At 53.5% G+C, this 13,938-nt stretch carries 13 protein-coding genes and 1 pseudogene; 11 read left to right on the top strand and 3 right to left on the bottom strand.

The window, feature by feature from the left end:
• Positions 1-86 precede the first annotated feature (86 nt).
• The 3 genes and pseudogenes from J3D54_RS26760 to J3D54_RS26770 form a co-directional block, all read left to right on the top strand.
• Positions 87-1,079: a response regulator gene (locus J3D54_RS26760; protein ID WP_367399657.1), complete on the top strand. Its 993-nt coding sequence runs from the start codon at positions 87-89 to the stop codon at positions 1,077-1,079.
• Positions 1,080-1,123: 44 nt separating this feature from the next.
• A complete protein-coding gene (locus J3D54_RS26765; protein ID WP_253426792.1) occupies positions 1,124-1,507 on the top strand; it encodes a response regulator in 384 nt (127 codons plus the stop codon).
• Positions 1,508-1,681: 174 nt separating this feature from the next.
• Positions 1,682-1,966: pseudogene (locus J3D54_RS26770) on the top strand (DeoR/GlpR transcriptional regulator); the annotation flags it as partial.
• A 17-nt stretch (positions 1,967-1,983) separates the two neighbouring features.
• Here J3D54_RS26770 and J3D54_RS26775 read toward each other — a convergent pair.
• Positions 1,984-2,415: an Lrp/AsnC family transcriptional regulator gene (locus J3D54_RS26775; RefSeq protein ID WP_019578517.1), complete on the bottom strand. Its 432-nt coding sequence runs from the start codon at positions 2,413-2,415 to the stop codon at positions 1,984-1,986.
• 200 nt (positions 2,416-2,615) lie between these two features.
• On the opposite strand from J3D54_RS26775, the gene J3D54_RS26780 reads away from it, so the two are divergent.
• The 4 genes from J3D54_RS26780 (at position 2,616) to J3D54_RS26795 (ending at position 7,381) form a co-directional block, all read left to right on the top strand.
• Positions 2,616-3,335 carry a YitT family protein gene (locus J3D54_RS26780; protein WP_253424952.1) on the top strand — a complete coding sequence of 240 codons (720 nt, stop codon included), beginning with the start codon at positions 2,616-2,618 and terminating at the stop codon, positions 3,333-3,335.
• Positions 3,336-3,435: 100 nt separating this feature from the next.
• On the top strand, positions 3,436-4,920 hold the full coding sequence (amrS, locus tag J3D54_RS26785; RefSeq protein WP_253424955.1) for an AmmeMemoRadiSam system radical SAM enzyme: 1,485 nt from the start codon (positions 3,436-3,438) through the stop codon (positions 4,918-4,920).
• Positions 4,917-6,062 (top strand): PLP-dependent aspartate aminotransferase family protein, encoded by a 1,146-nt coding sequence (locus J3D54_RS26790; RefSeq protein ID WP_253424958.1) that lies wholly within the window; start codon positions 4,917-4,919, stop codon positions 6,060-6,062. Before amrS ends, J3D54_RS26790 begins: the two co-directional genes overlap by 4 nt.
• A gap of 62 nt (positions 6,063-6,124) precedes the next feature.
• The gene (locus J3D54_RS26795) at positions 6,125-7,381 is read left to right on the top strand and encodes a PLP-dependent aminotransferase family protein (RefSeq protein WP_253424961.1); all 1,257 of its coding nucleotides are present in this window, start codon (positions 6,125-6,127) and stop codon (positions 7,379-7,381) included.
• An 84-nt stretch (positions 7,382-7,465) separates the two neighbouring features.
• Here J3D54_RS26795 and J3D54_RS26800 read toward each other — a convergent pair whose 3' ends face one another.
• Complete coding sequence (locus tag J3D54_RS26800) at positions 7,466-8,098, bottom strand: LysE family translocator (protein WP_253424964.1); 633 nt, start codon at positions 8,096-8,098, stop codon at positions 7,466-7,468.
• A 295-nt stretch (positions 8,099-8,393) separates the two neighbouring features.
• Entirely contained in the window at positions 8,394-9,326 is a 933-nt protein-coding gene (locus J3D54_RS26805; protein WP_253424967.1) for an AraC family transcriptional regulator, read from the bottom strand.
• Between the two features lie 583 nt (positions 9,327-9,909).
• On the opposite strand from J3D54_RS26805, the gene J3D54_RS26810 reads away from it, so the two are divergent.
• The 4 genes from J3D54_RS26810 to J3D54_RS26825 all read left to right on the top strand — a co-directional run bounded on the left by J3D54_RS26810 (position 9,910) and on the right by J3D54_RS26825 (position 13,842).
• The gene (locus tag J3D54_RS26810) at positions 9,910-11,259 is read left to right on the top strand and encodes an MFS transporter (protein WP_253424970.1); all 1,350 of its coding nucleotides are present in this window, start codon (positions 9,910-9,912) and stop codon (positions 11,257-11,259) included.
• 98 nt (positions 11,260-11,357) lie between these two features.
• Positions 11,358-12,050, top strand: coding sequence for a fumarylacetoacetate hydrolase family protein (locus J3D54_RS26815; protein WP_253424973.1), 693 nt, complete (start codon positions 11,358-11,360; stop codon positions 12,048-12,050).
• Positions 12,051-12,093: 43 nt separating this feature from the next.
• A complete protein-coding gene (locus tag J3D54_RS26820) occupies positions 12,094-12,852 on the top strand; it encodes an SDR family oxidoreductase (RefSeq protein WP_253424976.1) in 759 nt (252 codons plus the stop codon).
• 33 nt (positions 12,853-12,885) lie between these two features.
• On the top strand, positions 12,886-13,842 hold the full coding sequence (locus J3D54_RS26825) for a 2-hydroxyacid dehydrogenase (protein ID WP_253424979.1): 957 nt from the start codon (positions 12,886-12,888) through the stop codon (positions 13,840-13,842).
• Positions 13,843-13,938 lie beyond the last annotated feature (96 nt).

Here is a 13,938-nt window from a genome sequence, read left to right on the forward strand (position 1 = left end):
CATTATGCGAGGCCATCCCCTAGCGTGTAGCCCTGATGAAACGACGTTTCGGCGTCACTCCCCGTCAACGCAGCGCAGAGGAACCTATGATCCGACTTGGCCAAGCCACTATCTCCCTGGAACGGCGTGAAGCCTTTCTTGACGGACGGCCGCTGCGTGTCGGAGGCCGGGCGTTCGAAATCCTCTCGGTGCTGTTGCAGGCCGATGGCCGAATCGTCAGCAAAGATGAATTGATCACACAGGTCTGGCCTGACACCGTCGTCGAGGAAAACAATCTGCAGGTGCAGATTTCCTCGCTACGCAAGTTGCTTGGAGAAAAAGAGCTCATCCAGACGGTCCCGCGCCGAGGTTACCGATTATTGAAAGAACTTGAACCGCTCCTGCCCCTGTTCCATCCGGTATCACCGGGCACCTATGCATCCGAGGATCAGGAGACGATCGATCCTGACAGCGTGCCGGTGTACATCGTGGATGATGAAGCGTCCGTACGCACAGCACTCAGTCGTTTGCTACGCGCCGAAGGAATCGCGCACCGGATATTCACCTCGGCCGAAGAATTGCTCAACGCTGACCTCGACATTGGCCCCGCTTGCTTGTTGCTGGACATCAGCCTGCCCGAGGCGACAGGTATGGAACTGCAATCGGCACTCGGACAACGCGGACATCCGTGGCCGGTGATTTTCATGACAGGGTTCGGCACCATCCCGATGTCGGTGCAGGCCATGAAAGCGGGAGCGGTCGAGTTCATGACCAAACCTTTCAATGACGAGCAGTTGCTCGGTATCCTGCGCACTACCCGTCAGCGTGCAGCGATGGCATTCGAGCAATGGCGGCGCACTCAGGCCGCCCGTAAAAAGGCCGCCCTGTTGACCCCCCGTGAGCGTGAAGTGCTGCCACTGATCGTGGAGGGTCTGTCCAACAAACACATCGCCAACCGGCTGGGTACCAGCGAAATCACCGCCAAGGTCCACCGCAAACACATCATGGAGAAGATGCAGACGCGCTCGCTGGTGAGCCTGGTCAACCTGTATGGCTTGATTAGCTCAGAGCCGACGTTTGGCGCGCAGAGTCCTACATGACTACCAACAATGACTGCGCCGCGCCCGGGTCATTCGTCAGCGCCATGATCATCGTCTGTATCGTGGACGACGACGCGTCCGTGCGCAAAAGCCTGGCCAATCTGCTCCGGTCGGCGGGATACCGCTCTCGGGTATTCACCTCGGGAGAGGAGTTCTTAGCCCTCGAAAACTTAGATGACGTCGCGTGCCTGCTTTTGGATTTGAAGATGAACGGACTGTCAGGGATAGAGGTCATGCACGCGCTGAAGCTCAAAGACAGAAAATTTCCAGTGATTTGTATGTCGGCACACTGGGATGAAGCGACACTGGCCGAAACCAGCCGATATGAGCCCATCGAATGTTTGCGTAAACCCTTCAGCGGCGAAGCTTTGCTGAGCGCTGTCGAGTCTGCGCTTCAATGTAGGAGTTGCTTTTTACACGGTGCATGAAGGAATGCAAAGCGTGTTTGTATTGGATAGTTAGCAGCCAATAGCGACCACACTTTCTGGCCGACAGTAGCGTTTGGTCAATGTCCACTTCTGACCGTTTTCTGCCCGTCACGACTGACCAGGGCTGGCTCCAAATCCCACTTCAGATGAAGGCCGCTTTCCACCAAGCGCCTGCATTTGAGTGCCGACAAGATTTTTCATAGCGCCGATGGCGTTGTTGCAGAGTTGGGGCTCTGCGAAGCCAGTGCCGACCTGGCTTACCTCAAAGAAAACATGATCGGGCAAGCGGCACAGACCTTCGTGCTGGCTGACGCCACAAAATTAAGGCGCGCCCTCCAGCAATATTGGTCTCCCCTCAAAGGGCCGTGGACGTTGATTACCGATTCAGGGGCAGATGAATCGCTGCTGGCGCCGTTCCGGGCACACAAAATGATCACCCTTGAAATAGCCAACAGCTGACTGTTCTATGTACAGGCTCAAGGGACAAGCTTTCTTCTCTCGATAGGGACAGACAAGACAATGCTTGTACGTGTCTCACCGTACGCGTTGATCTTCGCAATGATATTTTCGATATCGGCCATTGACCTGGCATAGATCCTGATCAGGTAGGAGTCGTTACCCGTGACGTGCAGGCACTCAACGACTTCGGGTATGTCGTTGAGCGTCGCTATCAATTTGGATTTCGCAGGCTTGAGGGTGGTCATGCCGACGACAGCAGATATGCCGAACCCTAGCTTGGTTGGATCTAACTGAGCGCTATACCCCTTGATGACCCCAGAGTCCTCGAGCTTTCGCAACCGATCAGTGGTGGCGGGAATAGAAAGACCTGCGTGCTTGGACAACTCCGTGATGGAAATGCGACCAAAGTCCTGCACCTTCCCCAAGATTTTGATGTCTATACGATCCATGTAAGTCCCCCCAGCAAAAAGTATAAATTTTAATGAAAAGCACCCGGTTTTCATTAAAAAATAATGCACCAAAATAAAGCAGAGTGCTAGTCTATTTGCAGCCCGGTAAAACCTAACAAGAACCCGGGCAGTCAATAGCTCTGAATCCTTAGCGTTACGCACTGCATAATAAAATATTCTCCTCCAGGGATGGTGTTCGTATGGAAGATGAAAAAATAAAGTGTGAAAAAAAACCCTATCCATCATTCGCGAATTATATTGGAACGCAAGTCCTAAGTTTTCGTGATTTCAAGATGGATCAGATTTTTATGTATCTGGCTGGAGTCGCCCTTTTCTCGGTGGGGGCCAAGTTTTTCATAGTCAGTCAACTGGGGACTGACCCCTTAGATGTCCTGATCATCTCGATAAATAAAATACTCATGCTCGGAATGGGCGTTTGTTCGGGTATTGTTTCTCTATTCTTTCTGCTGTGGTGGATGCTCTGGAACAAGAAATATCCTCCGATAAGCCCATTTATTACAACCACACTTACAGGTCTGTTGATTGACCTCTGGTCCGTGCTGGGGCTTGGAGAGTATTTGATTGTCAGAGTGAATGAATACACGATATTGGCGATGGGTCTGGTGCTGTGTGCTTATTCGTCTGCACTGATTATCATGAGCGGTATTGGTATCAGAATCATGGACCTTGTGGTGCTTACCATGGTGTCCAAATGGGCGTGGTCATTCACCAAAGCCAAAATGATAATTGAAATTGGCATCTTTTCAACCGGATGGCTTCTAGGCGGGCCCTTCGGTGTGGGAACCATTGCATTCTTGTTGGTCATAGGCCCTCTTATACAGCCATTCATGAATATAAACGCCAGGCGTTTTTCACTTAAGAATTATGGATTGACCAGCGTTTCTTCCGCCTATCAATAACGACTAGAGGATTGCTGCCACTGTGGCGGCGGGATTGTTTCGCCTCGACTATTTCAACCGATGATATTGACAGTAACTTCCGTGAGATGAGGAGTGAGAGATGGACACTACAAAAAATAAAAACTGGACCTTGGAAAGCACGCCTGCAAAGTTGGAAGAAATACTCCCAAACGGCGTCGTAAAGTGTCATCTTTCTCCCCGAAACTGTGTCATTCAGGAGGGCAAAGTAGGTTTTTGCAAGGTGCGCGGAAACAGAGGCGGCCGGTTAGTTACGTTGAATTATGGCAAAGGCGTTCACAGCACCGAAGAGACCATCGAAACCGAGGCGGTATTCCACTTTGCTCCCGGAGAGCGAATCCTTTCCCTAGGCAATATCGGCTGCATGCTTAACTGCGGCTACTGCCACAATTGGAAGACCTCTCAGGCCAAGTATGTGACAGATAAAGATGTTTACTACTATACGCCTGAACAGGTTGTAGAAACTGCCTTGAAGCATGGTATACGCGTTATCTCCTGGACGTATAACGACCCTGTTGTCTGGCATGAATTCATCCTCGACACGGCAAAGCTGGCAAAGGAAGCGGGCTTAATCAATTTATATAAATCAGCTTTTTTTATCAGTGAAGAAGCCATTGATGAACTATTGCCCGTCATCGACATATTCTCGATTTCGCTAAAATCCATCTCCCCCGAATACTATCGAAAAGTCACGACAGGCTGGGTAGAGCCCGTTCTGGCTGGCATCAAGAAAGTATACGATGCTGGTAAATATGTTGAAGTCAGCACCTTGATGGTTACCGATATCAGTGACGATGAGGATACCGCCAGGAAAATTAGCCAGTGGGTACTGGATGAACTGGGCCCGAATGTACCGCTCCACTTTGTAAGGTTTCACCCTGATTATAAAATGAGCAATAGCATCAGGACGCCCGTGGATAGACTCCTGAAGGCTCGGGACATTGCCCGGAGCATGGGGGTTGAGCATGTTTATCTGGGCAACGTCAATGATGTCCAGGGCACCAATACCAACTGCAATAATTGTAACGCTCTACTCGTTACCCGCTACGGTTTGAATGCTGAAATAATTGGATTGGATAGCAACGGTTGCTGTGCCCGGTGTGGGCACGACGCACACTTCAAGTTACTGGGCGAACACAAAGCGAACGCGCCTGTTGAACTGCAAGAGGCTGCATTGACCTCTTACGAGAAGCGAAAGTTCGAGTGGCATGGGGATATCGTATCGCTGCACGCCCAAGTGCTGAATACTGAAGACTTTGAACAGACCGTGTACCTGCGGCGCAACTATACCGACGGGCTCAACAGTGATTGGAAATCACTGACATTGCGGCCGTATGAAAGCTATCGATTTATCATTGCCAAGGCACGAATTGATGAATCAGGCCCTGAAGTCTGGCTTCCCAAGGGGGTGAACTCAAATCTTCATGAAGTATTCGACAGGGCTCACTTCCCAACCGAGTCGATTGAAGAGATTGGTATTTCGCAAAACGACATCACGCCGACCATTGGGTATGAAGGCAAGCAGAACATGTATGAGCAGGTTATCAAACTGGTGAGCAAATCATGAACGTGTCTACTGAAATACTCCATATCAGGGTCGATGACCGAGAGGCCCACCCATCCGTGACGCCTATTTATCAGTGCAGCGCTTTTAGCGCTGACTCGGCATTCTTCTACTCGAGAAAAGCCAATCCCAATGTGACTGAGCTGGAACAGGTTGTCGCTGCACTGGAAGGAAGCGAATACGCCTTGGCCTACAGCACCGGAATGAGTGCCATCTACATGGTTCTGGAGCTGCTGAAACCCGGTGGGTCGCTGGTGATCAACAAATATATCTATGGCTGTTCTTATAAGCTGTTTCAGCGATATGCGGCACGTATCGGTGCGAAACTGACGATTCTGGATCTCACCACGGAAAGTGGATTGAAAGAGTTGCCGTCGAACGTGGACATGGTCATTTTCGAAACACCGACCAATCCCTTTCTGAAAGATATTGATATTCATGCGGTCAGCAAGGCGGTTAAGCAAAATAACCCACACGCTCTGGTGGTCGTTGACAACACGTGGGCCACGCCGATATTTCAAAAGCCTCTGAACTTTGGCGCGGATATTTCTCTGTACAGCGCAACGAAGTATTTCTCCGGGCATAGCGATGTCATGGGCGGCCTGGTACTCATCAACAATGAAATGATTTATACGCGCCTCCTCGAAGGCCGCTTTTATTCAGGCTCAATATTAGCGCCTAATAGCGCATGGCTGCTTCGCAGAAGCATGCAGACATTTAACCTGCGCATGGAGAAACACAGCAACACAACCTCCAGCATGCTCAACTATCTGCGGGAACTGCCCTTTATTGAGCGTGTTTATTATCCACGAGTCGATGGTAAACAATTGACCGGCTATGGTGGCATTGTGTTTGTTGATATTCGGCCTGATCTGGTCCCCTTTTACAAAACTTTCACCAGCGCCCTCAAATGGTTTGGAACGGGTACGGGAATGGCCTGTGTCACGTCAATGGTTGCGCAACCCTTTAGTGGAAGCCATGCCTCGATGACTGAGCAGGAAAAAGCGGATATGGGGATTGAAAAGGGTTTGGTTCGATTGTGTTTTGGTTTAGAGGCCCTTGAGGATCTTAAAGAGGATCTGCTTCAGGCATTTGTAGCCATGGAAAATATGGCCCATCAAAAAAGTGCACTTAAACCTGCGTAACAGATGTTAATCATGAGCAACGAGCCTTCCACGGCTCGTTGCTTTTTTATGGAGAAGCGAAATTGCCCAGCGTACTCGAAAAAACGATATTCGAAGACCCTACTCTGAACGTTATCCATCTTCTAAATTCCATTTCCAGTGAAAATCCAGAGGCAATCTCTCTGGCTTCCGGTCGACCTGACGACGAGCAATGTGACCTGTCCCTCATCGATAAAGGGCTGGCCAGCTATACACGATACGCCGCCGATACGGAACATTCACTTGCGACACTACTTTGCCAATATGGAAAAACCACCGGGATTATCAACGGTATAATAGCCGAACACTTGCAGGTGGATGAAGGCATAAAGATTTCCAACCCTGAAAGTATTGTCGTGTGTATGGGGTTTCAGGAAGCTGCGACCTTGACACTGCTATCAATCTTTGAAGGAAGTGGTGTTTTATTAGTGCCTGACCCTGTGTTTTCCGGAATAACGGGTATTGCGAAACTATTAAGAATAACAATTGTACCCGTTCCCGAGGACACCTTCCTCGATCCATCTGCCCTGCGCAAGGTAGCTGAAGATCTTGAGTCCAGGGGGGAAAAGGTAAAAGCGCTGTACGCGATTTCGGATTTTAGTAACCCTACTGCTAACAGCCTTTCCTATGAAGACAGAAAGGCCATGCTCTCCTTGGCCAATGAAATGAATTTTTTTATCCTGGAGGATAATGCCTACAGCTACTTCAGGTACGAGGGAGATAAAATCCCCTTGATGAAGTCGATCGACAGTAGTCGAGTATTCCTTCTTGGCTCTTTTGCAAAGTCAATTTTTCCGGGATTGCGTATGGGCTATGTCGTCGCCCCGGAGAGCGCTGGGGTGATTTCCTTTAGCGCCAGATTATGTAAAGCCAAAAGCTTGATCACCGTCAATACACCGCCCCTGTGCCAAGCAGTTGTCGGTGGTTTGCTGATAGAGAACAATTACTCTTTAAAAGCGCTCAATCAACCAAGAGTGTTGTCTTACAGGCAGAAAAGAAACTATATGATTGAATGCCTTGAACGTGAATTCCCGATCAAGGCTGATTCTCGAAGAAGTGTCACCTGGAACCATCCAGAGGGGGGCTTTTTCATCAATGTACAGCTGCCTTTCACCTTTGAATATTTTGAAATGTGCGAGTGCGCCAGGAACTTCAAGGTTATCGTATTTCCCACTTCCTTGTTTTCGCTGACGAATGAGGCTGTCACTCAGGTCAGGTTGTCGTTTAGCAATGCGACAGAATCAGAAATCAAACAAGCGATAGGCAGCCTCAGGGCGTACATTGAATCCAGAATGCAGTAAAGCATCGTCCCGTTAGACCGTAGGGGATTGATGCCAAGGCTTACTCATCAGTCAATGAGAAATAAGCCTTGTCTCATTTCCCGTTTAAGCTCCTGTGGCGAGCATAACGCCAGTGGCTACTTGGTAGGCCCCCAGAATGGTTATGGTTGACCCGGAAAAATAGTTGATCAACCTGAGCTTTGATTGGGAGATTCTGGTCTTGAATACGGAGGAGAATCCGCTCAATCCCAGCCACCAGACAGCCGAGCCGAGAAAGATACCTGTCACCATAGGCAGCACTGAGTGCTGACCGCTTTGATCATTAGCCATGCCGTCGCTCATGGCAGCAAATATCGCAATAAACGACAGGATGGTCATGGGGTTCGACAGTGTCAAAAACAGTGTACTCAAGTAGGCTTTTAACAGGTTGGCTCGTTCACCCGCCAGGGCTGTTGAGCTCGCTTTCGATCTTATTGTTTGATAACCAATGTACGCGAGGAACATTCCCCCCAAAATACACAACCATGGTTTAAAGCTAATGAGTGTCGCTATGATGACTGTGATCCCCAGCGCACCGACATATCCATAGATCGAATCGGCTGTGGCCGCCCCTAACCCTGTCGCGAAACCTGCTCTCCATCCAAGCGCGAGGCTCCTCTGTATGCACAACAGCCCAATGGGTCCCACAGGGGCTGCAATACAAAGCCCAATGATCATCGACTTAATGAAAATCAACATAAATGCACCTCCGCAATTGATGCTTAAAGGTTAGGGGACGTGCATTTTTTTATGAATTAATTATTAATTTCCATACCGGCTTTTTCGATAATTTTGTACGAAGTATTCTGATCTTTCCTTCATTATTAAGGTGCACTCTGTGGTGAGCCTTACTAAACACGACCGGCCTGCCATTCGCCTTCGACAATGACGCCGGCCAGGACGGGGCGCAGGCTTTTTCGTTTCGGCGTCGCTTTTGCATTTTTGTGCTGCCCCCAGCAATGGACTTCTCACTCAAGCCAGCCACAGCTGTCGATCACGTGTTGGACGGTAATTGCGGAGTATCGGGATTGAGTTGCTGACGCCTGAATTGCCCAGGTGGCTGGCCATGTATCTGGCGAAAGCGTCGGGAGAAATAAGCCTCGTCAGCGAAACCGCACAACCTCGCCACCTCCCCCACCGGTCGTGTCCCATTAAGCAAATAATTGCGTGCCGCGTGCATCCTGCGCTCGAGCACCAGCTCAGTGAAGGTCTTGCCGACTTCCTTGCGTAACCAGTGCGTGAGGTACGTCGGCGACAGGTAGGTCGCAGCGGCGACCTTGATCAGGTTGAGATCGGGGTCGGCGATGTTCTTGCGCAAATACTCCGACATCCTGCTCAGTGCGTCGCGTCGGCTGACTTCGGCGGCGTTCTCTTCGGCCAGCCGTTTTAATGGCTCTGCGTACAAGGCGCAGACACTTCCAATCAATTGCAGCAGCAAGCCCTTGAGCATCTCGCGGGTGCCGAACTGACGGTTTCCATCAAGCACGCGCATCTGTTCGATCAAACCACAGACTTTGCTGAAATCTTCATCGGCCAGAATGAAATCCAGATGCTCCTGAAAGCGGAACGGCGACAACTCCGGCGCCAGGAGAATCGAGACTTCCTCCAGATCCATCGGGTCACACTGCAAGTGCGGCAGCAGAAAGGTCTGGGAAAAATTGATCACCATGAAGTTGCTGTCAACCGGATGCGGAATCACGTGCACGCGATGCGGCAGGATGAAGGCCAGCGTGTTGCGTGGAAACGGCCGCTCGACGTTGCCAATGTGCTGCACGGTATCGCCACCGAGGTTGATCTGGATCTGGAAATACTCGTGGCGATGCGGGCTGGTTTCGGCGTGCCGGCCTTTTTTGTCGCGGATGTAAAAGTCCGTCAATTCGCTACGTTGCTGCATGACGTAAGTGGGTACTCGACTCGATGACGACATCGCCTGAGGATCCTCGACAGGTACATGGGCAGGTTGTCGTCGCGCCGCGGAACAGGCGGCGACGTCGGTGATTGTGTAGGGCGATACGGCCGATTTCAATGCGTCATAGGATGACAGCAAAAATCAGAGAATTAATTGTATTCGTGTGTGCTACGTCGTCTGTCCAAAAAAATACGCCAGGATAAAAATAATTAACCATTAACAATCAATAACTTATTAAACACTTAAGACAGAACTGCGGAAATGAGCTGATTTGATTTTTCTTGGACACCTGCATTAATCGCCTTTTTCAGGAGAAAAAACGATCTAACGCCTCCGTTGATTTTGAGAGGTTGTACGACCACTGTGATAGCCAATGCAGCCCAACCTTCCAAAAACAATCAAAAGGTGCGCACGTGATGAACCGGCTTTTCTACCTCGCCACCCCTCCCCCGACCGAACCTCTGCGAAGGCGTATCTGAGCGCCTGACAACCGCTGTCCGCGCCCCTCATTCAAGTAACGATTGCTCTGCCCCGGGACTGGGGCAACGGCTTCGGCTGCGCGCGAACAACTGGATTCCTCTAACAATAAAAAGGTCTACTCATGTCGAACTCGCACACCTCCCCGTCCACCGCGCCGTCGGTGAGCGCCGGCGCCCGGGACGCCCTGTTGCCACAGCGACTGCCGACGCGTCGGCGCTGGTTCATGCTGTCGTTGCTGCTGATTGCAACCATCATCAACTACATCGACCGCGTGAACATTTCGATTGCGGCACCGTTCCTCGCCAAGGACCTGGGCCTGGACAAGATTGAAATGGGCCTGATTTTTTCCGCGTTTGCGTGGACCTACGCACTCGCCTTGGTCCCCGCCGGGTTCATCGCCGATCGCTTCGGTTCCCGGTTCACTTACGGGGTGTCGCTGATCAGTTGGTCGACGGTCACCGTGTGCCAAGGCCTGGCCACAGGATTCGCTTCACTGTTCGGGCTGCGACTGGCTGTCGGTGCCATGGAAGCTCCAGCGTTTCCGGCCAACAGCCGAGCAGTCACGGTGTGGTTCCCGGCCCGCGAACGGGGCCTGGCCAGCAGCATTTACGTGTGCGGCCAATATCTGGGCACGGCACTGTTTACCGGCGTGCTGTTGTGGCTGGCCACGACCTATGACTGGCGCCATGTTTTCTACAGCACCGGGATACTCGGCATTGTGTTCGGTGTGATCTGGCTCTACGTGTACCGCGATCCGCTGAGCTGCAAGAACGTCAGCCAGGAAGAACTGAAGTACATCGAAGCCGGTGGTGGACTGGTCAAGAGCAGCCAGGAACGCACCCGGTTCAACTGGCGGCAGATCGCCGAGCTGTTCAGCTATCGGCAGATATGGGCGATTTGCATCGGCAAGTTCGCCAGCACCTCGGCGTTGTACTTCTTCCTGACCTGGTTCCCGACGTACCTGATCGAAGAACGCAAGCTGACCATGATCAAGGCCGGGATCTTCGCGGTGCTGCCGTTCGTGGGTGCAACGGTCGGCATCTTACTCGCCGGTATCATCTCCGATCTGCTGATTCGCCGTGGTTACTCAATGTCCTTCGCGCGCAAGTTGCCATTGGTGGTCGGCTCGATGCTGGGAATGTCGATCGTGCTGGTGAATTTCACCGACTCGAACGTGATCTGCATTGCCGTGCTGACCATGGCCTTCTTCGCCCAAGGAATCGCTTCGTCGTCGTGGGCGGCCGTATCGGAAGTCGCGCCCAAGGAACTGATCGGCCTGACCGGCGGGGTCACCAGCCTGGCCGCCAACATCGGCGGGATCGTCACCCCGATTGTGATTGGCGGCATCGTCCACGCGACAGGCTCGTTTGCCTACGCCTTCTGGTTCATTGGCGCCGTGGCGTTGATGGGAACCTTGTCGTATTCGTTACTGCTCGGTCGCTTGTATCGCATCGAACTCAAGGCGCGCTGAGCCAAGAAACCGCTTTTCTCCAACACGAGGCGGCTTTCGTCCAACTTTGCAAAAGATTGCCGCCGTACGCTGACGCTTCAAACAGGACGACTAAAAAAATGACGATAACCGAGTACGTGTTTACCCCGGATCTGCCCGTGACCTTGCCAGTCGTGGGCAGCCAGCAGCGCTTTCCCGTTGGCCGGGTATTTTGCGTCGGCCGCAATTACCCTTGGCCAGATACCCAAGGCCAGTCCCGCCAGCCGCCGGTGCTCTTCATGAAACCGGCAAGCAACGTGGTGGATGCGACGGGCGAAGTGACTTTCCCGCCATTGACCGAAGAGTTTGCCCACGAAATCGAATTGGTCGTGGCCATCGGTGAGGGCGGCACCAATATTCCGCAGAGCCAGGCGCTGGCCTATGTCTGGGGCTATGCCGCCGGTCTCGATCTGACCCGTCGTGATGTCCAGCGCGCGGCCAAAAGCAATGGTTTGCCCTGGGAAGGTGCCAAGGTGTTCGACGGCGCCGCGCCGATGACCGCCATCGTGCCGGTGACTCGCGCCGGACACCCGGACGGCGATTTGTGGCTGAACGTCAACGGCGAAGAGCGCCAACGCGACAGCCTCGACAGCCAGATCTGGTCGGTGAGTGAAATCATCAGCCGCATCTCGCAATCGGTAGCGCTCCGGGCCGGTGACTTGATCATGACCGGCAGCCCGGCGGGCGTCGATGTGCTGCAACCGGGCGACATCATCAATGCCGGGATCGACGGCATCGGCCAACTGGAAATGCGCGTCGGTCAGCGACCTTGAACCCGACACACGCGCTCGTGAATTGAAAAAAGGAGATAACAACATGTCCAGCCCTTTGAAAGTGGCCCTGGTCACCGGCGCCGGCAGCGGAATCGGCCGCGCTGTGGCCCTCGGCCTGATGGCAGACGGATTCACCCTGGTGTTGGCCGGTCGCCGAGCGGAGCCGTTGCAGGCCTTGGTCGAATGGGCGCTCAGCGAAGGACACGAAGCGTTGGCGGTGCCCACTGATGTGCGCGACCCGGCCAGTGTCGATGCGCTGTTTGCCACCATCACCGAGGTCTACGGACGCCTCGACGTGGTGTTCAACAACGCCGGGGTCAATGCCCCTGCCGTGCCGCTCGATGAGCTGACATTCGAGCAGTGGAGAAACGTGATCGACACCAACCTCAACGGCGTTTTCCTCTGCGCCCGTGGAGCCTTCGCACTGATGCGCCGGCAACAGCCACAGGGCGGACGCATCATCAATAACGGCTCGATCTCGGCGCATACCCCACGACCGTTCAGCAGCGCCTACACCGCCAGTAAACACGCGGTGTTGGGACTGACCAAATCTCTGGCCCTGGACGGGCGCGAATTCAACATCGCCTGCAGCCAGATCGACATCGGCAACGCCTTGACCGAAATGTCGGTGCGCATGACCAAAGGCGTGCGCCAGGCCAACGGCACCATTGCCGTGGAGCCGATGGTGGACGTCAAGCATGTGGCCGATGCCGTGCGCTACATCGCCGGTCTGCCGCTGGAGGCGAACGTCCTGAACATGACCGTCATGGCCAGCGCCATGCCGTTTGCCGGTCGCGGTTGAACCGGCCTTTTTACTCCGTTACGCGAGGTCCATATGAAGCCAGAAGTTTTGCAGCTCAGCCCGATCCTGATCCCTGAAATCAACGCGCGGCTCGATGAGCTGTTTACCGTCAGACGCTACTTCCAGCAGGCCGACAAGCAGGCATATTTGCAGGAACACGGTGCGAACATTCGCGGGGTGATCACCGGCGGGCATACCGGCATCAGTCAGGCGCTGATGGCGCAGTTGCCCAAACTGGAAGTGGTGGCGGTCAATGGCGTCGGCACCGATGCGGTGGACCTGGCTTACGCCAGGGATCGCGGGATCCGCGTCACCGCGACCATCGGCGCGCTAACCGAAGATGTCGCCGATCTGGCCATCGGTTTGCTGATTGCCGTGTGTCGCGGGCTGTGCACCAGTGATCGTTACGTGCGTTCGGGCCAATGGCCGCATAGCCCGACGCCGTTGGCCCCGTTACCGTTGGCGCGTCAGGTGTCTGGCATGCGCATCGGCATCGTCGGCATGGGTCGGGTCGGGCGTGCCGTGGCGACGCGAGCCGCGGCGTTCGGTTGCCCGATCAGCTACACCGATTTGCAACCCATGAGCGATGTGAACCACACCTTCATCGCCGACTTGAACCAACTGGCCAGCAACAGCGACGCGCTGATTCTCGCGGCCGCCGCCGATAAGGCTGAAGCCATCATCAATTCCGAGGTGCTGCAGGCGCTGGGCAAGGACGGGTATCTGATCAACGTGGCGCGCGGCAAGCTGGTCAACGAGGTCGATCTGGTGACGGCACTGGCCGCTGGAGAGATCGCGGGCGCGGCACTGGATGTGTTTGTCGATGAACCGAACGTACCCGAAGCACTGTTTGGTAACGAGCACGTGGTGCTGCAGCCCCATCGCGCGAGTGCGACGCTGCAGACTCGCACGCGAATGGGAAATATGGTGGTGGCGAGCCTGGTGGACAGTTTCGCCGGGAGAATACCGCAGGGGTCTGTGACTGACTGAACGTTGGCCGCCGAGGAGATTGCGCCCCTGCCGGGCGCACCATAAAAAATCCGATGCCAGAGGTCTGGCATCGGATTTTCGAGGAAGCCCTGCTGA

It is taken from the genome of Pseudomonas sp. GGS8, from assembly GCF_024168645.1.
Classification (GTDB): domain Bacteria; phylum Pseudomonadota; class Gammaproteobacteria; order Pseudomonadales; family Pseudomonadaceae; genus Aquipseudomonas.

Excerpts from the sequence above, each read along its gene's own strand:
- J3D54_RS26790 (WP_253424958.1), top strand. The coding sequence starts at position 4,917 with ATGAACGTGTCTACTGAAATACTCCATATCAGGGTCGATGACCGAGAG.
- J3D54_RS26800 (WP_253424964.1), bottom strand. The coding sequence starts at position 8,098 with ATGTTGATTTTCATTAAGTCGATGATCATTGGGCTTTGTATTGCAGCC.
- J3D54_RS26820 (WP_253424976.1), top strand. The coding sequence starts at position 12,094 with ATGTCCAGCCCTTTGAAAGTGGCCCTGGTCACCGGCGCCGGCAGCGGA.
- J3D54_RS26775 (WP_019578517.1), bottom strand. The coding sequence starts at position 2,415 with ATGGATCGTATAGACATCAAAATCTTGGGGAAGGTGCAGGACTTTGGT.
- J3D54_RS26780 (WP_253424952.1), top strand. The coding sequence starts at position 2,616 with ATGGAAGATGAAAAAATAAAGTGTGAAAAAAAACCCTATCCATCATTC.
- J3D54_RS26815 (WP_253424973.1), top strand. The coding sequence starts at position 11,358 with ATGACGATAACCGAGTACGTGTTTACCCCGGATCTGCCCGTGACCTTG.
- J3D54_RS26765 (WP_253426792.1), top strand. The coding sequence starts at position 1,124 with ATGATCATCGTCTGTATCGTGGACGACGACGCGTCCGTGCGCAAAAGC.
- J3D54_RS26810 (WP_253424970.1), top strand. The coding sequence starts at position 9,910 with ATGTCGAACTCGCACACCTCCCCGTCCACCGCGCCGTCGGTGAGCGCC.
- J3D54_RS26825 (WP_253424979.1), top strand. The coding sequence starts at position 12,886 with ATGAAGCCAGAAGTTTTGCAGCTCAGCCCGATCCTGATCCCTGAAATC.
- J3D54_RS26760 (WP_367399657.1), top strand. The coding sequence starts at position 87 with ATGATCCGACTTGGCCAAGCCACTATCTCCCTGGAACGGCGTGAAGCC.
- amrS (WP_253424955.1), top strand. The coding sequence starts at position 3,436 with ATGGACACTACAAAAAATAAAAACTGGACCTTGGAAAGCACGCCTGCA.
- J3D54_RS26805 (WP_253424967.1), bottom strand. The coding sequence starts at position 9,326 with ATGTCGTCATCGAGTCGAGTACCCACTTACGTCATGCAGCAACGTAGC.